This window comes from Pseudarthrobacter sp. fls2-241-R2A-168 (assembly GCF_030209335.1).
GTDB lineage: Bacteria > Actinomycetota > Actinomycetes > Actinomycetales > Micrococcaceae > Arthrobacter.
In genome coordinates this window covers 15,666-35,307 of the sequence record NZ_JARVSG010000042.1, presented here as the reverse complement: position 1 = coordinate 35,307, position 19,642 = coordinate 15,666, and the positions used below count along the sequence as shown (strand labels likewise).

Annotated in this window: 21 protein-coding genes; 14 read left to right on the top strand and 7 right to left on the bottom strand. The window is 66.6% G+C overall.

Annotated elements, in window-relative coordinates; all coding sequences use genetic code 11:
• Positions 1 to 44 precede the first annotated feature (44 nt).
• Positions 45 to 827, top strand: a complete 783-nt coding sequence (locus tag QRN11_RS19940; RefSeq protein ID WP_142057866.1) for a GntR family transcriptional regulator — start codon at positions 45 to 47, stop codon at positions 825 to 827.
• A 55-nt stretch (positions 828 to 882) separates the two neighbouring features.
• Here QRN11_RS19940 and QRN11_RS19935 read toward each other — a convergent pair whose 3' ends face one another.
• Positions 883 to 2,046 carry a CBM96 family carbohydrate-binding protein gene (locus QRN11_RS19935; protein WP_285314206.1) on the bottom strand — a complete coding sequence of 388 codons (1,164 nt, stop codon included), beginning with the start codon at positions 2,044 to 2,046 and terminating at the stop codon, positions 883 to 885.
• Between the two features lie 435 nt (positions 2,047 to 2,481).
• On the opposite strand from QRN11_RS19935, the gene QRN11_RS19930 reads away from it, so the two are divergent.
• Positions 2,482 to 3,207: a hemerythrin domain-containing protein gene (locus QRN11_RS19930; protein WP_285314205.1), complete on the top strand. Its 726-nt coding sequence runs from the start codon at positions 2,482 to 2,484 to the stop codon at positions 3,205 to 3,207.
• Here the strand turns inward: QRN11_RS19930 and QRN11_RS19925 are convergent.
• Positions 3,204 to 4,217 (bottom strand): nucleoside hydrolase, encoded by a 1,014-nt coding sequence (locus QRN11_RS19925; RefSeq protein ID WP_285314204.1) that lies wholly within the window; start codon positions 4,215 to 4,217, stop codon positions 3,204 to 3,206. The genes QRN11_RS19930 and QRN11_RS19925 overlap by 4 nt on opposite strands.
• Before the next feature lie 29 nt (positions 4,218 to 4,246).
• Entirely contained in the window at positions 4,247 to 5,692 is a 1,446-nt protein-coding gene (locus QRN11_RS19920) for an MFS transporter (protein ID WP_285314203.1), read from the bottom strand.
• A 137-nt stretch (positions 5,693 to 5,829) separates the two neighbouring features.
• On the opposite strand from QRN11_RS19920, the gene QRN11_RS19915 reads away from it, so the two are divergent.
• From QRN11_RS19915 to QRN11_RS19905, 3 genes are all read left to right on the top strand, one after another.
• A complete protein-coding gene (locus QRN11_RS19915) occupies positions 5,830 to 6,696 on the top strand; it encodes a ribokinase (RefSeq protein ID WP_142057663.1) in 867 nt (288 codons plus the stop codon).
• A complete protein-coding gene (locus QRN11_RS19910; protein ID WP_285314202.1) occupies positions 6,693 to 7,187 on the top strand; it encodes a GNAT family N-acetyltransferase in 495 nt (164 codons plus the stop codon). The genes QRN11_RS19915 and QRN11_RS19910 overlap by 4 nt, the downstream gene beginning before the upstream one ends.
• Before the next feature lie 299 nt (positions 7,188 to 7,486).
• Positions 7,487 to 7,840, top strand: a complete 354-nt coding sequence (locus QRN11_RS19905; protein ID WP_285314201.1) for a hypothetical protein — start codon at positions 7,487 to 7,489, stop codon at positions 7,838 to 7,840.
• Positions 7,841 to 8,130: 290 nt separating this feature from the next.
• Here the strand turns inward: QRN11_RS19905 and QRN11_RS19900 are convergent, their stop codons facing one another.
• Positions 8,131 to 8,562 carry an SRPBCC family protein gene (locus QRN11_RS19900; RefSeq protein ID WP_285314200.1) on the bottom strand — a complete coding sequence of 144 codons (432 nt, stop codon included), beginning with the start codon at positions 8,560 to 8,562 and terminating at the stop codon, positions 8,131 to 8,133.
• Positions 8,563 to 8,871: 309 nt separating this feature from the next.
• Here QRN11_RS19900 and QRN11_RS19895 point away from each other — a divergent pair, with 309 nt between their 5' ends.
• The 6 genes from QRN11_RS19895 (at position 8,872) to QRN11_RS19870 (ending at position 14,309) form a co-directional block, all read left to right on the top strand.
• Positions 8,872 to 9,861 (top strand): 2-keto-3-deoxygluconate permease, encoded by a 990-nt coding sequence (locus tag QRN11_RS19895; protein WP_285314199.1) that lies wholly within the window; start codon positions 8,872 to 8,874, stop codon positions 9,859 to 9,861.
• Positions 9,858 to 11,060: a four-carbon acid sugar kinase family protein gene (locus QRN11_RS19890; RefSeq protein ID WP_285314198.1), complete on the top strand. Its 1,203-nt coding sequence runs from the start codon at positions 9,858 to 9,860 to the stop codon at positions 11,058 to 11,060. The genes QRN11_RS19895 and QRN11_RS19890 overlap by 4 nt, the downstream gene beginning before the upstream one ends.
• Complete coding sequence (gene pdxA / locus QRN11_RS19885) at positions 11,060 to 12,064, top strand: 4-hydroxythreonine-4-phosphate dehydrogenase PdxA (RefSeq protein ID WP_285314197.1); 1,005 nt, start codon at positions 11,060 to 11,062, stop codon at positions 12,062 to 12,064. The genes QRN11_RS19890 and pdxA overlap by 1 nt, the downstream gene beginning before the upstream one ends.
• Positions 12,065 to 12,200: 136 nt before the next feature.
• Positions 12,201 to 12,974 carry a DeoR/GlpR family DNA-binding transcription regulator gene (locus QRN11_RS19880; protein ID WP_285314196.1) on the top strand — a complete coding sequence of 258 codons (774 nt, stop codon included), beginning with the start codon at positions 12,201 to 12,203 and terminating at the stop codon, positions 12,972 to 12,974.
• 131 nt (positions 12,975 to 13,105) lie between these two features.
• A complete protein-coding gene (locus QRN11_RS19875) occupies positions 13,106 to 13,408 on the top strand; it encodes a YciI-like protein (protein WP_091417804.1) in 303 nt (100 codons plus the stop codon).
• Positions 13,409 to 13,532: 124 nt separating this feature from the next.
• Positions 13,533 to 14,309: an alpha/beta fold hydrolase gene (locus tag QRN11_RS19870; RefSeq protein WP_285314195.1), complete on the top strand. Its 777-nt coding sequence runs from the start codon at positions 13,533 to 13,535 to the stop codon at positions 14,307 to 14,309.
• A 29-nt stretch (positions 14,310 to 14,338) separates the two neighbouring features.
• Here QRN11_RS19870 and QRN11_RS19865 read toward each other — a convergent pair whose 3' ends face one another.
• The gene (locus QRN11_RS19865; protein WP_285314194.1) at positions 14,339 to 15,229 is read right to left on the bottom strand and encodes an SDR family oxidoreductase; all 891 of its coding nucleotides are present in this window, start codon (positions 15,227 to 15,229) and stop codon (positions 14,339 to 14,341) included.
• Positions 15,226 to 15,675 carry a nuclear transport factor 2 family protein gene (locus QRN11_RS19860; RefSeq protein WP_285314193.1) on the bottom strand — a complete coding sequence of 150 codons (450 nt, stop codon included), beginning with the start codon at positions 15,673 to 15,675 and terminating at the stop codon, positions 15,226 to 15,228. The genes QRN11_RS19865 and QRN11_RS19860 overlap by 4 nt, the downstream gene beginning before the upstream one ends.
• 99 nt (positions 15,676 to 15,774) lie before the next feature.
• Between QRN11_RS19860 and QRN11_RS19855 the strand changes: the two genes are divergently transcribed.
• A complete protein-coding gene (locus QRN11_RS19855; protein WP_285314192.1) occupies positions 15,775 to 16,437 on the top strand; it encodes a TetR/AcrR family transcriptional regulator in 663 nt (220 codons plus the stop codon).
• Positions 16,438 to 16,452: 15 nt separating this feature from the next.
• Here QRN11_RS19855 and QRN11_RS19850 read toward each other — a convergent pair whose 3' ends face one another.
• A complete protein-coding gene (locus QRN11_RS19850; RefSeq protein WP_285314191.1) occupies positions 16,453 to 17,490 on the bottom strand; it encodes an LLM class flavin-dependent oxidoreductase in 1,038 nt (345 codons plus the stop codon).
• A gap of 246 nt (positions 17,491 to 17,736) precedes the next feature.
• On the opposite strand from QRN11_RS19850, the gene QRN11_RS19845 reads away from it, so the two are divergent.
• Entirely contained in the window at positions 17,737 to 18,312 is a 576-nt protein-coding gene (locus tag QRN11_RS19845; RefSeq protein WP_285314190.1) for an HNH endonuclease, read from the top strand.
• Between the two features lie 175 nt (positions 18,313 to 18,487).
• Entirely contained in the window at positions 18,488 to 19,618 is a 1,131-nt protein-coding gene (locus QRN11_RS19840) for a toll/interleukin-1 receptor domain-containing protein (protein ID WP_285314189.1), read from the top strand.
• Positions 19,619 to 19,642: the final 24 nt, after the last annotated feature.

Genomic DNA, 19,642 nt, shown 5'->3' with positions numbered 1-19,642 from the left:
CACCGGTAGGCTGGAAATCCCAGACCCACGAAGCGAGGCATAACGTGCACCAGGACGCCGCCCGGTTCCTGTCCCAGCCGGTGGCCGCCCAGCCCGGCTCCCCCCTCCGCGTGGCGGTGTACTCCCGGATCGCCGAGGCCATCCGCAACGGACTCCTCACGCCCGGCTCCATGATCCCCACAGAAACCGAACTCGGGGCGGACATGAAAGTCAGCCGCACAGTGGTCCGCGAAGCCCTCATGCTGCTGGAGGAGGACGGGCTCATCAGGGCGAGGCGCGGCGTCGGCCGTTTCGTCTCGGACACCCTCCCCCGCATCGGCATCGAACGCATCCGCCCCTTCGAGGAAGTCCTCGGCACTGCCGGACAACAGCTCGAGGTCAAGCGCGTCCAGGTGGTGCGCCAGCCCGCGTCCGAGTTCGCCGCGCCAGGCGTCGGCGTCGAGCCGGGCACCGACTGCTGGCTCTGGGAATCTGTCCTGATCCGCGACGGCGAGGCCATCGCCCACCTGCAGGAAAACATTTCCGCCCAGCCGGTCAGCCTCGGCACCGGCCCTGCCGCGCCTTTGGACATAGAGGACGACGGCGGCAGTACTTTGCTTGCCTCCCTCAACAAACAGCTGGGCCGGCTTCCCGGTCCGGGCGAGTGCCAGATCAGCCTGAGCCAGGTGGGGCCCAGCCGCGCCAAGCTGCTGGACCTCCGCCCGTCGGATCCTGTGCTGGTCCTCACGCAGTACGTCAGGTACGGCAACCAGCCCTTTTACCTGGCCAAATGCCTGGTGGCCGCACGGGCCGGGCACCTTTCCGTGATGCAGTCCCTCCAGTCCTGACGGACACCGGCGTCCGGGTCTTTTGGTCGGGGACTTTTCGGCGGCCGAACTGCACCTAGCGTCCAGCCGCATACACACGGACCCAGTCCACCCGCATCTCGCCGGGGCCGTCGGGAGTCCCGTCCGGGAACCAGTCCAGTTGAAGTGTCTGGTGCATCGACGCTGGAGGCTGGTGCGCAGGGTCGGTGTCCTCAAACCACTTCACGCCGTCGATGTAGCCGACCATTCCATTCGGCGACCAGTCAACCGCGTAGTTGTGGAACTGGGAAATGTCCAGGACCATGGACCCTGACGTCTGCGAGTTCGTGCATCCATAGTGGTGGAAGAACTTGATCAGGTTCCAGTCACCGGTGGTTTCCGCGTAGTCGATTTCGCCTTCACATGGCCAGTTTCCACTGTCCGGCCACAGAAGGGACACCAAACGGTATTCGTTGTCACCGGACCCCGCCGCACGGATCTCCCACCGCCCATACTTCTGGCGTGCGAACTTGGCGGACATGCCGGCGGTAGTTCCGTCCGGTGTCCCGGTGATGACCATCGTGGAACCATTCACGGCAGCCTGCTGCGGACTCCGGATACCGTTGCCTCCGTGCCCCAGGCTGTTGTAGACGTTCCACTTCGTGGCGTCCGGGGCACCTGCATAATTGAACTCGTCGCCGGCAACAGGCGCGCCCCAGCCATGGAGCACCGCGGCCTCGGTGGAGGAACCCGTGTCCGGCGCGGTGGTCACCACCAGCCGGGGCCGGAGGGTGGAACTAGGGGATTCCTTTGATTTGAATCCGATCCACTTCTGCGCTCCGCTTTCCAGCTTGAAGTTCTGTTCGCCTCCTTTTGCGCTGACGCCCTGGGTCACATCCCATTCAACCCAGGAGCCCGTGCGGAAGCCTCCGGCTCTCCCCAGCCATGTCCCGGCCGCGGGTGCGTTATTCCAGGTGAGTCCCCGTTCGGTCCAGCCCCCGGATGTGGTGGAAACATCCACGAACTGGGTGGACGTCGCAGACGCCTCCGAATAAGCCCGCAGTTTGGCAGAAACAACGTGTTGGCCGGCAGGAACCTGAACGTTGAACCGCAGGAACGTGTGCCGCCAGATGCCCGCGCGTCCCTCGGTAGACAAGCGGGCGCTGGTCCCGAAGTTCGTGGCCGGCCTGTCCCGCTGAGTGTAGGTGTCCATGGTGGCCACCGAGGTGATTGTTGCCGCATTTGCCGTTGTGGGTGCCATGATGGCGAACCCAGCCAGCAGACAAAGGGAGGAGGCTATGGCCAGGCATCTACGCCTGAACGTCAACCCGCCGCCTGACAAGGCTGAAGATCGTCTCAGACCCCAAGGCAGGGGGTTTGCGAAGCCAGCGGACGGAGCATTCATGTTGATCGCTGTTTCTACTGGGGACTTATGCATCGAACTGGCAAAGCGATGGCCGGCCCAGAAACAACCACCGCCACATGCCAGGTATGCAAAGCGTAGGCCGGGTGCGAAAAGGTGCGCAATCAATCCCCTATACCCAATTCCTGGGGTGATTAAATCCCTGTACCGGGCGGTGAAATGTACTTACGCCCCCAGCAAACCGGAGCCCATTGTGCCCCATTGCGGGCAGCGGCTACGATGCTGGCGGGGAGAGGGCCTGGTCTGCCATAACGAGCGCAAAGGGGCCCACCGATGACCGACTTCTTCACCATGCAGCCCGGCGAGACCGCAGCTCCGCTGCCAGCCGGACCCATCCTGTGCGGCGGGACCGCCGGCATGCGGCGCATTCACCGCTTTTTCCTGTGGGCCTATGAGGAGGCGCCCGGGCTTGTGCGCTCCGCCGCAGCCGGAGACACTGCCCGCGCAGCCTACGTGGGCGACGTGCTGGGAAACTTCGACAAGGTGCTCCACATCCATCACGAAGGCGAGGACCTGCTCATGTACCCGCCGATGAAGGAGCGGGCACCGGGCTGCGCGCTCCACGTGGCGCAGATGCTCGAGCAGCACCGGCAGGTCACCCAACGCCTCGAGGCCATCGAGCCGCTCCGCCTGCAATGGATGCAGACGGCAGACGCCGAAACCGGTTCAGAACTCGCTGCACGCTACGAAGACCTGAAGGCCGTCCTCAACATCCACCTGCGCCGCGAAGTCACTGAAGTGATGCCGGTGGTGGACAGGGTGCTGACCGAGAAGGAGATGAAGACGGCCGCGCAGCACGGGATCGACCAGCTCGACAAGAAGTTCCTGGTGGGATACCTCGGGATGGTGCTGGCCACGAATCCGCCCGCGGACCGGAGGGAAATGTTCAAGGAAATTCCCCCGCCGGTCCGCCTTGCCTACCGTCTCTTTGGGCGCAGGCTGTACCGGAAACAGTACGCCACGCTCTTCCCCGGCCGCCCGGTCCCCGAGACGCTTTAGACGGCCGATCCCGCTGAGGCGAGTGCCGCCGTCGTGGTTTCGCTCCCCGCCGGAAAGTAGCTCAACAGCGTCTCCACCAGGTGCGGGGCGAAGTCCTCCTCGAGCGCGAGCACAACCCGGCACCTCGCGCCCGCCACCGGAGGGTAGCCGGCGTACAGGCCGCGCATGTCGCAGATGGTCTGGCCGCGGCCAGGCCCGTCGGAGGTGTCGACGGCGGCCCGCACCACGGGTGCCACCGCCGCCTGAGCCCCGCCTACCGCGAGCGCCGCCGCCAGCGGGTCATGCATGGCAGAGCAGGGCCGGCCGTAAATACCCTCGTAAAACCGGAAGTAGTAGCCCAGCATCTCCCCCAGCGCCTGCGCCACGGGCGACGGAGACGCCAGCAGTTCCTGCCGGTGCGATTCCTCCAGGACAGAAGCCATGGTCACGTCCAGCGGCACCAAGGTGATGTCCCAGTCGGCGGCCAGCACCAGCGCGGCGGCCTCGGGGTCATTGTGGATGTTGGCTTCGGCCACCGGCGTGATGTTCCCCGGAGCCAGGGCAGCACCGCCCATCACGGTGATGGACTCCACCAGGGACGGCAGGGAAGGCTCCAGCCGGAGGGCCTCGGCGATGTTGGTCAGCGGGCCGATCGCCAGGACCTTCAACGTGCCAGGGTACAAACGGGCAAGCCGCACCAGCATCTCCGCCGCGGACTCCCCCGCAACGGAAGCGGCCGCCGTCGTCAGCGCCACCTCGCCGATCCCGTTCCCACCGTGCACCCACGGCGCCCCGCCGCCGAACGAACCGGCGAGGGGGTCATGCGCGCCGAGCGCCACAGGGATGTGGGCGTGGCCGGCGAGCTGGAGCAGGTCCAGGGTGTTGCGGGCGCCGACGGCGGCACTGACGTTGCCGCTGACGGTCCCGATGCCCACCACATCGGCGGCGGGGGCGGCCAGCAGGTAGGCCAGGGCGAGGGCGTCGTCGATTCCGGTGTCGCAGTCCAGGTAGAACGGGGAGGTGGCGGTCATGATGGTGGTTCTCTTTCGGTTGAAGCGGGTTAGACGGTCTCGCCCTTGGGGGCGGCGACGAAGAGGCTGACGATGAACGCGGCGGCGGTGATGGCCACCGAGATCCAGAGGGCGCTGGCATACCCGGCGGCCGTGGCCTGGGCGGCGAAGGGCGCCACGAGGACGACGCCGAGGCTCGCCCCGATGCCGAAGGACGCACCGTTGATGCCGGGCAGGGCGGCCGGGGCTTCCTTGGGTGAGAGGAGCACCGAGAGTCCGTTGATGGCGGTGAGGAACAGTCCGTTGTAGAAGATGCCCAGGGCTGCGACGGCGATCAGCACCGCCGTCTGGTTGGTGGAGAAGGTGGCGGCAGCGATGGCGCAGGCGAGGCTGAGCCCCGTGCCAAACCGGAGGGTCTTGATCCAGCCGCGACGGTCGGCCAGCCAGCCGGCCAAAGGTGCGGCGAAAACGCCGATGAGCGCGGCCGGGGTGAGGAACAGCAAAGCCGAGACGGACGCGGTCAGCCCGAATCCGCCGTCGGGATCCTGGCTGAGCAGCACCACGGTGAAGTTGATGATGGCGAAGATGCCGGCCAGGGTGAGGACGGTGGTGGCGATGACCGGCCACACCTGGCGTGAGCGCAGGTGGTGGACGGCGATCAGCGGGTTGCTGCGGCGCTTCTCGATCAGCCAGAAGGCGGCGAAGGACGCGATGGTGCCGGCCAGCAGGATCAGGGTGGAGGGTGCGGTCCAGCCTGCTGCCGAACCCCCGGAGACGAAGTAGGTGATGAACACCAGGAACAGCGAGAGGGACCCGGCGCCCCACCAGTCCATGGCGCCGCGGACACCTGCGGGACGGCCCTTGGGCACCATTTTGATGATGCACGCGGCCGCGATGGCGGTGAGGACCAGGACGACGCCGAAGATGGACCGGAAGCCGAGCGTCTCGGCCATCAGCCCGCCCACGTAGCCGTCCACGCCGCCGATTCCGCCGTTGATGGCCGCGATGATGCCCACGGAGGTGCCGAAGACCTTGGCCTGGAGGTTCTCGCTGAGCACGATATAGGCGAGCGCGAAGACGGCGCTGGAGACGCCCTGCAGGAACCGGCCGGTGACCAGCAGCGGCAGGGTGGGGGCGGTGATGCAGAGAATGGTCCCGGCACCCATGATGCCGAGGACCAGGAGCAGCGCGGCGCGGCGGCCGATGAAGTCGCTCCACCGGCCGATCACGGGCCCGGCGATGGCGCCGGCCAGGAAGAACATGGACTGGACGGGGGCGGCGCTGTCCGCGCCCTGGCCGAATTCGGCGGCGATCTGCGGCAGTGCAGGGGTGACCATGCTGGCGTTGAGCTGGAAGGACAGCACGCCGAGCAGGAGGGTTGAGATCAGCAGGGCTGCGCGGCGGCCCTGGAATGTGGGGGCATTCGTTTCATGGACGACGGCGGCGTCGGCGGCTTGGGCGGGAGGCGCGGCTGCCGCGGGGGTTGGGGTGTTCACATCAAACTCCTTTGTTTTGGGCTTACTGCCTTGTGGATGTGAGTTGTTATACAACCATGTATGACTGACAAGTACAACAGTGCCGTACACTATTTCCTAATCCGGCCGCTTCCGGCTCCTCCCCCGTAAGGAATCTCATGAGCAACCAACTTCCTGCCCTCACCGTTGTGGGCAGCATCAACCTGGACCTGATCGCCACCGCCCAGCGGCTCCCCACCGCTGGCGAAACCATCGGCGATGCCGTCCTGTCCGAGCAGCCCGGCGGCAAGGGGGCCAACCAGGCCGCAGCCGCCGCCCGGCTGGGCGGCAGCGCACGCATGGTCGGCGCGGTGGGCAGCGATGCACACGGCCGGCTGATGCTGGACGCCCTGGCGAACGCCGGCGTCGACACTGCCGACGTGGCCGTCCTGCCCCAGCCGACGGGGACGGCCCTCATTGTGGTGGACCGCGACGGCGAGAACCAGATCGTGGTGTGCCCGGGCGCCAACTCCCATCTGTCGTTGGAAGGCGTCGAGTTCGGCCCGGACGAGGCGGTGCTGTGCCAGCTGGAAGTGGGCCTGCCGGTGGTGCTGGAGGCTGCCCGCCGGTCGACGGGCTACTTTGTGCTGAACGCCGCGCCTGCCATGGACCTGCCGGCGGAGCTGCTGGAGCGCTGCGACCTGGTGATCGTGAACGAAAGCGAGTACGCCCTGATCCCCGCCCTCGCGACGGCGAAGCTGGTGGCGGTGACGTACGGCGGCGAAGGCTCGGCCATGTTTGAGCACGGCAGGAAGGTAGCCGAGGCACCGTCGGCGTCAGTGGCGGTAGCCAACACCATCGGCGCCGGTGATGCGTTCTGCGCCGCCCTGGTCCTGGCGCTGCAGCAGGGACTGGACTACGCCCGGGCACTGGCTGTGGCCAACGCGGTGGGCGGGGACGCAGTGGGCGATCCCTCGTCACAGCCGGGACTGGCACGGCTGGGTCACTATGTCGAGCGGACTGCCGCGACCGCAGGCGCGCGGTGAGCATCGCATTCAGGCTGGCGGCGCCGTCGGACTTGCCGGAGGTCCGACGCATCACCCGCGATGCCTATCTGGCGGCTGGGCACTTCGCGACGGACCATCCGTACATGAGCGTGCTGGAGGACGTGGAGCACCGGGCCGAGCATGCTGAGGTTTGGGTGGCGGAATCGGGCAGCCGGGTGGTGGCGGCTGTGACGCTGACGTTTGCCGGCGAGCCGTACAGCGAGATCGCCCGGGACGGTGAGCTGGAGTTCCGGATGCTGGCCGTCGACCCGGCGTCGCAGGGCAATGGCCTGGGCCGTGCAGTGGTGGGCAAGGTAGTGGAGCACGCCCGGCAAATGCCCGGCATCGAGGCCATCAGCATCACCAGTGCCACGTTTATGGAGCGCGCCCACAGGCTGTATGAGTCGCTCGGCTTCCGGCGCGCACCGGAGCGGGACTGGTACGTGCGCGGCGAGGACGTGCTGCTGTGGGTGTTCACACTCGAGCTGTAACCCGGTGGTTGAGCCGGGCCCACGCCCGCAGGGTTCCCTGGCCGAGCTTGCGAGGTTAGGGGGCGGGTGGGGAGCGAAACCCGGTGGTTGAGCCTGCCGGAATCCGGTGGTTGAGCCGGGCCCACGCCCCCAGGGTTCCCTGGCCGTGGAGCCAGGGCGGCGAGGGCCCCGGCCCGAGCTTGCGAGGGCAGGGAGCCGGCATGGACTTGCGAGGTTAGGGGGCGGGTGGGGAGCGAAACCGAGCCTGTCCAAACCCGAATCCGCACCCCAAAACGGGCACCAGCTAGGTAAAATGGGTCATGGTGTTCATCGGGCTCCTACTCTGGATTGCTTTCCTTTTCGTTGCCATGGTCCTGTTCGGCATTATCTGGACGGTATCCAAGATCGTCCTCTGGCTGATGGACCTGAAACCACTGCTTTCCGGGCCAACAAACCGACTGAACGCGCCGTCGCAGCCGCCCGTCCGGCAGAGGCCGAACGTGCCCCAGGTGCCAGCCCCGCGGATCGTTGCCCAGGCTCCGGACCGGCCCACAGCCGAAACCCACGCAGCATCCGACATCTGGCCCAAATGGACCGCGTCGTACAGGCAGTACGTGAACCAGGAAAAGTCCCTCTGGCAGGAGCAGTTCGACGCCCTGAACTTCCGGGAGTAGGGCACGGTCCGAGCAGCAGCAAACGTACAAGTGCCGACACTTATATGTGGAGGTTCCAATGCCGAGTGCAAAATCACGGCGGCTTGAGGTGCGCACGGACGCGAGCACCGATTCCCTCATCACGGAAGCCGCCGAGTTGCTCCACGTGGCGAAGTCGGACGATGAGCGAACCGTCTTTCCGCATCGCCGGGCTAACCCCGGGTATGGCCTGGGGCTTTTGACTGCGGTGAGCTAACGCGCAGTGCAGGTATCGGGAGCAGCGATGAAACTATCCAGTGGGTCCTCGAATTTCAGGCGTCGAGCTGCCGTTTGAGGTTCCCGACAACCTCTTTGTTGTTGCGAGGCACCATAAAAGCCATCACCGGAGCCATCAGCATCTTCAGACCGGAGGGGTGCAACTCAACGGAACGCGTAAACCGGGTCCCTTCCCCGGCAGGCTCCATGCTGTAGGAAATGGTTGGCTGGAGTCCCCCGAACTCGCCCCGATACACCACGCGCGCATCCTGCTGGACGTCAACCGCAGTCAAGGTCCCGTCAGTGGTTCCCATGAACGGCTTGAACTTGAGCGGATACGTCTTGCCCACCACCGGAACAGGGTCCGTCCCTTGGGGCACGGAGTCAACGTCCGTGTGCCACTTGGGTTCATTCCGGAGGTCCGCGACGAACCGGAACACCTCCTGCGGTTTCCGGGCAAGAATGACCGTTTCTGAGGACTTGACCATGATTTCCTCCTGGGCTTTGCTCGGCGCATTGACTGATTCCGGGCGGATTTCCGGCCGAAGACTGCCCCTATTCGTCGTTCTACGCTCGCCGACCTGCACCGTCAACATGAGTTGCTTGCGAAAGAAATGCGGCCCCATGAAACACCGGAAAAGCAAGCCGCCCGGGAAGCTTCCGCCGGGCTTCCGACTCGTTTTCTGCGCGTTGTGCGCATTTGGGGTTGCGCTAAATGCGCAACAGTGTTTATGATTTTAATCATGCTTCGAGCCGAGCGCTCGACCCCTCTCCCCCAACAACAATGAGGTTGCAACATGTCTGTCCCCATCAAGGCCACCATGGAAAAAGTCCCCGGCGGCATGATGTTGATCCCCCTGCTCATCGGTGCAATCCTGGGCACCTTCGCACCGGATTCCGCCAAATTCTTCGGCTCATTCACCGGCGCGCTGTTCACCGGCGGCACCACCATCCTCGCCGTGTTCTACGTCTGCATGGGTGCCAGCATCGACATCAAGGCCACCCCGTACATCCTGAAAAAGGGCGGCGTCCTGTTCGGCAGCAAGGTCCTGTTCGCCGTCATCATCGGCGTCGTCGCCGGCCGCTTCATGGGTGAGCTTCCCATCGACGGCGGAATCCTCAGCGGCCTGTCGGTCCTGGCCATCCTGGCAGCCCTCAACGACACCAACGGCGGCATGTACATGGCCCTCATGGGCCAGTACGGCAAGCCCAAGGACGTGGCTGCCTACTCTGTCATGACGCTGGAGTCGGGTCCCTTCCTGACCATGGTGACCCTGGGCGTTGCCGGCCTCTCGGCCTTCCCGTGGCAGGCCCTGGTGGGTGCCATCATCCCCCTGCTCCTCGGAGCCATCCTTGGCGCGCTCGACCCGGCCATGCGCAAGTTCCTCTCCTCCGCGGCCCCGGTCCTGATTCCGTTCTTCGCCCTCGCATTGGGCTTCGGCCTGAACCTGGGTCAGGTCGTCAACGCAGGGCTCTTGGGTGTGGCGCTTGGCCTGTTCGTACTGATCGCCGGCGGAGCTGTCCTCTTCTTCGCTGACAAGCTGACGGGAGGCTCCGGCATTGCCGGCCTGGCAGCGGCCACCACCGCGGGCAACGCCGCCACGGTTCCCATGCTGGTAGCCGCAGCCAACCCTGCCTACGCTCCCGCCGCCGGACCTGCCACAGTTCTGGTTGCCGCCTCCGTGGTGGTCACGGCCATCGGCTGCCCCCTTGTGGTTGCCTGGTACGCCAAGCGCCTGAAGAACAAGGAAGCGGCAGCATCACCAGAGGTTTCACACGCAGTATGAACACCAACGCTGCCACGCGGTGGGCAATCATCGCCGATGACCTGACGGGGGCGGCCGATGCGGCCGCCGCCTACGGTCCCACGCACAGCAGTTGCGTCATCCTGGACGTCGACTCCGCCTGGCCCGAAGCCCAGATCCTTTCGATCAACACCGAGAGCCGTTACCTGGCTCCGGTGGAAGCCGCCGCAGCCGTCACGACGGCGGCCCGGCGTGCCCTCGGGCAGCACCGCCGGGTCTTCAAGAAGATCGACTCCCTGCTGCGGGGCAATGTGGGTGTGGAAGTCGCGGCAACACTGGCGCAGCTTACAGATGGCCGCGGCAAAGGCCTGGCCGTTGTGGCTCCCGCGTTCCCGGGCACGGGAAGAACCACCCAGGGCGGCATCGTCCACGTGGGCGGTGTCGGGAACTCCGAAGGGAACTTTGGCGGCGACGTCGCCGGAGCCCTTGCTGCAGGCGGGCTGACCGCCGAGGCTGCCGGCGGGGCCGGACGTGACCCCGGGGAACTGGCGCGGCACCTCCGCGAGGTGCAGGAACGCGGGACTCACGCCGTCGTACTGGACGCTGCTTCCGATGATGACCTCGAAACCATCGCGGCGGCTGCGGAACTGCTCGACTTCCCAACGCTGCTGGTCGGCTCGGGAGGGCTGGCTGGACACATCGCTGCGCGTCAAGACGGAACCGCTGCGCGGAATGCGCAGGAGCGGCATGTAACCCGCACCCTGACCGTGATCGGCAGCTACTCGAGCCTTGCCCGGCAGCAAACCCAGGCACTCGTGGAGGCCGGCGCGGAACACATCACGCTGGACCACGCCGCGCTGGACGATACGGCGGTCCCCCGCCTCGTTGCCCAGGCGATGGCCCGCACGGATGTGGTGCTGACGCCGGATCCGATGGGCATCGTGGACAAGTCCCGGGCACTGGTGGTGGCAGAGGCCCTGGCCCGCGCCACCGCTGCCGGGATCGGACACTGCGACGCCCTCGTTCTCACGGGCGGCGAAACGGCCACTGCAGTCCTGAAGGCCCTCGGCGCCGGCAGCTTCACGGTCGTCGGGGAGATCGAACCCGGCGTCGTGATGAGCCTGCTGCCCGAGCCACTCCCCCTGCTGGTCACCAAGGCCGGCGCTTTCGGGGACGCCGGTACGCTGGCCCGGACCAAACAATTCCTTACTGGCACAACGACTGAAATGAGTATCAAATAATGGGACGCCCGATTGTTGCCATCACCATGGGCGATGCGGCCGGCATCGGTCCGGAGATCATCGTCAATGCCCTGGCTGACAACGAACTGCGGTCAAAGGCCCGCATGCTCGTCATCGGCGACCTCCGCCGGCTGCAGCTCGCCGCGGACATCGTCGCCAGCCCGCTGACCCTGCGCAAGGTCGCCGAACCGTCGGAGGCCCTGTTCGACGAGGGCACCATCGACGTGCTGGACATCGACTGCATCCCGGAGGACCTTGCCTGGGGCGAGCTCTCCGCCGCAGCCGGCCACGGCTCCTACCTGTTCATCGAGAAGGCCGTTCAGCTGGCCATGGACAAGAAGGTGGATGCGATCTGCACCGGCCCGCTGAACAAGGCCGCCCTGCACGCCGCCGGCCACAAGTACCCGGGCCACACCGAACTCCTCGCCGAACTGACCGGCACCGAGGAAGTTTCCATGATGCTGACCGCCCCGAAGATGCGCGTCATCCACGTGACCACCCACATCGGCCTGATCGACGCGATCGCAAAGATCAACGGGGACCTGGTGTACCGGACCATCAAGCGCGGACATGAGCTGCTGCAGGCTTCCGGCATCGAAAACCCGAAGATCGCGGTGTGCGCCATCAACCCGCACGCCGGTGAAAACGGACTGTTCGGCTATGGCGAAGAAGCCGAAAAGATCCAGCCGGGCATCGAGAAGGCCCAGGCTGATGGCATCAACGCCTTCGGCCCGCTCCCGGCGGATACCCTGTTCTTCCTCGCCGGCCGCGGCGACTTCGACCTGGTGGTGGCCCAGTACCACGACCAGGGCCACGGCCCGGTGAAGGTCCTGGGCCTGGAGAACGGCGTGAACATCACCGTGGGCCTGCCCGTGGTGCGCACGTCCGTTGACCACGGCACCGCCTTCGACATCGCGGGCAAGAACATCGCCGACCACGAGTCGCTTCTTGAGGCACTGCGGCAGGCTGTGGACCTGGCGCCGGCACGGGACGAGACTCTCTAAGCACTTCGCAAGTGACGAACGGCCGGTCAGCGTAATATTGCTGACCGGCCGTTGCCGTCCCGGCCCGTGGTTGAGCCCGCCGAAACCATGGCCCGCAACTAGCATGGTTACCACTGCCACGGGAAGGAGACCGGGAATGCTGAGCGCAAACGCGCGGCGCGAGGAGATTTACCACCTTGCCGTCACCACCGGTTTGGCTTCCGTGGAGGAGCTCTCCGCCCGGTTCGAAGTGACAGCTTCCACCATCCGCCGCGATCTCGCGTTGCTGAACGGGCAGGGCCGGCTGGCCCGCACCTACGGCGGGGCGATGGCGCTAGGCGCGCACCCGGAGGCGTCGCTGCGGCAGCGCACCGGCGAAGCATTTGAGCAAAAGCACGCCATCGCCCGCTGGGCGACGTCCGTGATCCGGCCGGGTGAGAACATCCTGCTCGACGCCGGCTCCACCGTGGGTGCCCTGGCCCACGAACTGCGCGGGTTTGAGAAGCTGTCCGTGACGACGCCGGGCATCAATACGTTGCAGGAGCTCGCCGAGTCCGAGGGCATCGAGGTGGACTGCCTGGGCGGGAGACTGCGGAGCCTTTCCCAGAGTTTTGTGGGGCCCCTGGCCGAGGTGGCGCTGGAGCGGATGAGCTTCGACCGCGTATTCCTGGGCGCGGACGCCGTCACCGCCGAGGACGGCATTTGCGAAGCCGACCACGCCCAAACCCGCCTCAAGGAACTTATGGCCCGCCGCGGCAGGGACGTGTACGTCCTGGCGGACTCGTCCAAGCTTGGCCTGCGGCCCTTCCACGCCTGGGCACGGTTGGCACTGCCCTGGACCCTGGTGACGGACGACGGCGCCGACCCCGCCCAGGTGCAGAAGTTCCGTGACGCGGGGGTACAGGTTGAGGTGGCCTCCGTCGGTGTTTGAGCTTGGGCCCACGCCCGCAGGGTTCCCTGGCCGAGCTTGCGAGGTTAGGGTGCGGGCGGGGAGCGAAACCAGAGCCACTGGGTACGCTGCTGCTACAACGATTGAAACCCCCAAACAGAATGGAGACGCGCTTGCACGCCGTGCTCGAATACACCTACGCAGACAACTACCTTGAGTCCCGCGAACAATACCGCGCGGACCACCTCAGGGCAGGGTGGGAAGCAGTCGAACGCGGCGAGCTTCTGCTGGGCGGGGCAGTTGGCGAAGGTCCCTTCACCGGGCTGCTCATCTTCACCGGCGAGAACCCAGTCGAGGCCGCCGAAGCTTTTGCAGCCGCTGACCCCTACGTGATCAACGGCGTCGTGACGTCGTGGACCGCCCGCCCATGGACAACAGTGCTCGGAAACGAAGCGGCCGCACCCGTTCGCCCCTAAATCCAGCCCACCACACCTGATCTTGCGGCGGTAAATGACCATCTCGAAGGCAGAGCCGACGGCGAGCCAGGAGGGGTGTTCCACTCCCCCTTGTGCCTGTGCAGTTCGGGCGTAGGGTACTGGCATGGAACCGTTTCGGGTCATCCTGCTTCCCGGCTCAGTGCTCCCCGCGGACCTGGCTTATAGAGCCCTGATCCAAGCCCTGGGGCCGGAGGTGCAAGCCGTCGCCAAAGACCTCGAGCTCTACAAAACCGATGAGCCGCCTGCGGACTGGACCCTGGACACCGAGGTCGACGGCGTCCAGCGCGAAGCCGACGAACGGGGCTGGCAAACGTTCCACCTCGTCGGCTACTCCGGTGGCGGCGCCGCCGCACTTGCGTTCGCCGCCAAACATCCCGACAGGCTGCAAAGCCTGGCCCTGCTGGAGCCCGCCTGGGCGGGCAACTGGGACTGGAGCCCTGCGTACACGCGTCACTGGAAGCAGTACCAGGAGTTGGAGTCCCTTCCTCCCGAGCAGTTCATGCCCGCCTTCATGCGTCTGCAGGTGAGGCCCGACGTCGTCCTTCCGCCGCAGGAGCCCGGCCCGCCGCCGCCGTGGATGGCCAAGCGGCCCGCCGGGATCAGGGCGTTCCTGCGCAGCTTCAAAGAATATGACCTGGACAGGGCGCGGCTGGCCGCTTTCGACCGGCCGGTGTTCTTCGCCCTGGGCGGCTTGAGCCATCCGGACGACTACGGGGAAATTGCAGCCCGGCTGGCCAGGGTTTTCTTCCCGGACTTCCACCTGGAGGTGTTTCCCCACCGCCACCACTTCGATCCGCCGCACCGGATCGAGCCCGACCGGCTGGCAGAGGGGCTCCGGCGGCACTGGGCGTCGGTGGAAGCCAGCACTCCCGCCGCATAGAAGCACACGGGGTCCAACGGCGACATTCCTTATGCCGGACGCCCCGATGCGCCGGACGCCTCAAGGACCTGCTGCAGCCCGGTGATCGGCATGTCCGGGAACTCTGCGCGCCCCGGCCCGAACTGGAACGCGGCTGCCCCGGAGTCTTCCCAGACGGCCGCCCCTGAAATCCTGGCAAGGAACGGTGAAACCGGGCGCGCGGCCACGGACAACAACCGGATGGCGGCGACTGGAATCCGTTGAACGGATCCGTGGCCGGCCTGGGCGAGCAGGGCCTCCGCCACCTCATTTGCAGTGAGCGTCTGCGAGCCCCACTCGATGACGCGGTTCCGCAGCGCCGGGTCGTGGAGGGCACGGACCACGATGGCGGCCGCGTCCCGGACCGAGGTATAGGTCACCGGGGCGGACCCCGAGCCAAACACGGGCAGCTTGCCCTTCGACTCAAGCGGCGCCCTCATGATCTCCAGCCGCTGTTCCAGGAGCGCGCCGATCCGGACAACCGTCCAGTCCATGCCGGATGAGCGGACCGCGTCCTCTGCCGCCGCCTTGCAGCGCAGAAAATCAATGGGCCCGTCCGCGGCCGCACCGGGCATGGACAGCATCACCACGTGCCGCACTCCGGCGGCGGCTGCGGCGCGGACCAGCCGGATGGCGCCGTCGCGGTCAACCGCGCGTGGGTGGGAGTACTTGATCCCAAATCCCGAGGCCGCGAACACCACTTCCGTGCAGCCGGCCACCGCTTGCCGGCAGTCTGCGTCGGAACCGAGGTCCCCGCGGAGGAGTTCGACGCCGTCGCCCATCTTTTGGGGGAAAGGCTGGGACTTGCCCCGGGCCATGATGCGGACCTGTTGCCCGGCGGCGAGGAGCAGGGGAACCACCGCGCGGCCCAGGCGGCCTGTGCCGCCGACCAGCAGGATCATGGCCGGTCACCTCCGGCTGCCCCCTGGACTGCCTCCCGGACGGCTTCGTTCACGTCGCCGGAGTGGTGATCCACGGGTTCGAGGTAGAACTGGGCCGCGCCGATCTTGTCGTCGCGGAGGGTGAAGATGGCCACCCCTGCGGCGCGCTGCACGGATCCGTCCGGCCGGGTGCCCCGGTTGCTCCACTCCATCCAGAGTTTGCCGGTCGGGCCGGTGGCCGCGTCGTGGACGGTAAGGGTGAGGTCCGGCAGGCCGGCGAAGAGCGCCGTCCAGTTCTTCCGGACCTGCGCCGGGCCCGTGAAACTGCGGGCCGGGTGAACGGGGGTGGTGTTCCTGTAGTCCTCCGCGAACTCGGACACCAGGGCCTCAAGGTCATGGCGGTTGGCCGCGGCAAGCATGCGCCGCACCGGGCCTTCGGGGACGCGCTCGATTCCTGAAGCGTCCATGGTGTGCTCCTTAGTCTCCGTCGCGGGAGGCGGAGTGGCTGGTAAGCCAGTATTTGATACAGTGAGCTGTATCAAACTGATACAAGGAGCTTAGGCCCGATGGGACCCACGGTCAACGGTGCGCCACCCCGCTCCCGCAGCTACGACGCCCGGCGCCGGCAGGAGGCGGCCGAAGAGGCCAGGAAGCGGGTGCTGGCCTCCTCGCGCGCGCTGTTCCTGGCCCAGGGGTACGGCCGGACCACCATCGCCGCCATCGCCCGCGCCGCCGGCGTCTCCAAGGAATTTATCTACAAGGGGTTCGGCGGGAAGCCCGGGCTGGTCCGTGCGATCTTCGAGCAAAGCCTGCTTGGAGCCGGGGGCCCGCCGGCGGAAGAGCGGTCGGACCGGGCGAAGGCCACAACCACCGATCCCCGCGAACTCATGGAGCAGTTCGGCCGGTTCATCGCAGAGATCAGCCCGCTGGGCTCGCCCGTCTACCTCCTCATCAGGGACGCCGCGGCGAGCGGGGACCAGGATATGCTCGGGCTCCTGCGTGACGTGGACGACGAGCGGTACCAGCGCATGCTGCACAACGCGCGCCAGGTTCTCGTAAGGGGATTCCTGCGGCCGGGCCTGACGGTGGACGAGGTGGCCGACGTCTTCTTCATGTGCACCTCACCCGAGCTCTACGAGACCCTGGTCCTCAAGCGCGGCTGGAGTGCGGAGCGCTTCGGGACGTTCATGGCCAGGACCTTGGCGGCCAACCTCTTACCGGACAGATAAAGTCGGCAGGCGCGATCAGCGCCAGCCGAGCTGCGGGGCCACATCCTTCAGGATCGACTCGATAACATGCGCGTTGTAGTCAACGCCCAGCTGGTTCGGCACCGTGAGCAGCAGGGTGTCTGCCGCGGCGATTGCCTCGTCCTCGGCCAGCTTGGCAGCCAGCTCGTCCGGGGCACCGGCGTAGGACCGGCCAAAAACCGCACGCGTTTTCTCGTCAATGTTGCCTACCTGGTCTGAGCTGTAGCGGTCGCGGCCGAAATATTGCCAGTCGCGCTCGTCGGTCAGTGCGAAGATGCTGCGGCTGACCGAAACGCGCGGCTCCCGCTGGTGCCCTGCTTGCTTCCACGCCTGCCGGTAGAGCTCGATCTGCTCGGCCTGCTGGACGTGGAACGGCTTGCCGCTTTCGTCGTCCTTGAGCGTGGAGCTTTGCAGGTTCATGCCGAGCTTGGCCGCCCAGACGGCTGTGGCGTTGGAGCCGGAACCCCACCAGATGCGGTCGCGCAAGCCCTCGGAGTGAGGCTCGATGCGCAGCAGGCCCGGAGGGTTCGGGAACATCGGGCGCGGGCTCGGTTGCGCGAACCCCTCGCCGGTGAGCACCTCAAGCAAACGCTCGGTGTGCCTGCGGCCCATGTCCGCATCCGACTCGCCCTCGGCGGGGACGAAGCCGAAGTGGCGCCACCCGTCGACCACCTGTTCGGGTGAACCCCTGCTGATGCCCAGCTGAAGCCGGCCACCTGAGATCAGGTCGGCCGCGCCCGCGTCCTCGGCCATGTAGAGCGGGTTCTCATAGCGCATGTCGATCACGCCGGTACCGATCTCAATGCGGTTTGTCCGTGCTCCGATCGCAGCAAGCAACGGGAAGGGGGACGCGTATTGCTGCGCAAAGTGGTGTACGCGGAAGTAGGCGCCGTCCGCACCCAGTTCCTCTGCCGCGACTGCAAGGTCGATCGCCTGCAGCAGCGCGTCCGATGCACTCCGCGTGCCGGACTGGGGGTGGTCAGTCCAATGACCAAAGGACAAAAATCCGATGTTCTTCACACCGGAGAGCAACATGGCGGCCCCGGTCCCTTATTCCCGCACCAGCCCCGCGGGTGCTCCAGCCGCTTCACCCAGCGAGGGCTTATCGCGGGCGAGGTTGCCCCGAGGGGATGCTGCATATCAAGACCGGGCTTGCAAACGGGGCCCGGAACCTCGGCAAAAACTGAGCTAAACCTGGGACAGCAGCCTGCGGCCGGAATATACGATTTCCCTGGACATCCGGGGCCATGGTCTTCCGGCGCAACGTAAATGGGGGAATTGATGCAGGAACTGGGCCGCATCTATTGGACACGGCAAGGCCTTCGCCTGGCCTACTCGGCGGTGATGATCTGGCTCGCTGTCGCGGTAATGTCAGCGCTTATGGCGAAGGCAACACCGGCTGCCGGAGCGGGTCCATCCGCCGCCGCCGGGGTGTTGCGCGGCCTGTTCGATGGCGTCGTCGCCGCGGTAACTCTCCCCGGCGTGGCCGCGGTCGTGCTCGGCATTGCCGCCGCCGTCATGACGAACCGGGATGTCCGGCGCCGCGACCCGGTCCGCCGCTTCACCCGCCAGCAGCGGCGCGAAGGAATGGCCCGCGCCGGTGGCTTGTGCGAGCTGGAAGCCGGCTTCGGGAGGCGCTGTGGCCGCCTGGCCGAGCACGGCGACCACTTCTACCCCTGGTCCAAGGGCGGTTCCACCAGCCTGCAGAACTTCGTCGCCGCGTGCGCCCGGTGCAACCGCGCCAAGCGTGCCAGGATCCCGTCGCCAGCCCAGAAGCAACGGATGGAACGACGACGGCGGGACTACGTTCCGCCGTCGTCCTCCGTCAGTGTCGGCGAACGGCAGCCGCTTCCTTAGGCACCTGCTCTGCCGACACGTCCACGCAGGTCAGGCCGGCAGGCAGTGCACGTTTCCCCCTGTTGAGAGAGCGAATTCTGTTGTGGTCCGTTCCCCTCGGCAGTAACGCGCCTGTAACGCCTCCGGCGGTGTAATGCCCGCAGGGTCTGGGCTCGGTGACAAAGGGTCGTGGGCAATGACTAGTTCTCTCCCGAACGCTTCGGGCCGGATCTTCATCAGTTACCGGCGGGAAGAGACCGCCTACCCGGCCGGCTGGTTGTACGACCGGCTGGCGGACCGTTACGGCGGCGGCCAGGTCTTCAAGGACGTCGACTCGATCCAGCTGGGCGACGACTTCGTTGAGTCAATCACCAGGGCCGTGGGCTCCTGCGACGTGGTGCTCGTGCTGATCGGCGATGAGTGGCTGACCATCGCTGACGAACATGGCCGGCGCCGGCTCGACGACCCTGACGACTTTGTACGCCTTGAGGTCCAGGCTGCCCTGACCCGGAACGTCCGGGTCATCCCCATCCTGGTGGACACGGCCAGGATGCCGCGCGCCGACGAGCTGCCGGAGAGCCTGAACAGGCTGGTGCGCCGGCAGGCCCTGGAATTCAGCCCGGCCCGCTTCGAGTTCGACACCAGCCGGCTCTTCAAGGTCCTGGACCACACTCTTGCCGAGGTGCGGAGAACCCAGGACGACGGCGGGATCCCGGCAGCAGCAGCACCTCCTCCAGCCCCTGCACCGGACCGCCCGCCCCTCCGCGAGCACGATGGCCACACCGAACCACCGCGCCGCCAACGCCTCTCCAAGCGGATGCTTCTTCTGGGCGGGGCGGCTGCCGCCGTCGTGATCCTGCTGGTGGTCCTGCTGGTCGCCAATCTCCAGTCGAGGACCTCACCAAATGCCAACCCTGTTGACCGGCAGGCGCCCGTCCAGGGAGGCGGTGGAATCGACGTCGACTCCTCCCCCGTCACGAGCGAGGACGGGATTCAGCTGACGGAGCTGCAGGCGGCCAGCCGGCGGGATCCCGATCCTCCCCGCGTCGGCGACACCATCACGGTGAGCTACGCCTTGACCAACACCACGGACCAGCCCCTGCAACTCGAGTACACGTTTGTTGGAGCCCGGGATGCGGAAGGGGAACACCACGATGCCGAGGACATGAACGAAGGAAAAGCCCTCAAGCCCGGAGAAACCATCACCGCCCAGGGTAGGGTCCTGCTCACCAGCGCCGGCAGCTGGGAGATGTGGCCGTGCTACGTGCTGACCGGGGACCGCTTCTGCCCCGATAAGTGGCAGGTGTTCTTTGTCCTCGCCGAGTAGCTGACTTCAAGGGAAGGGACGGCC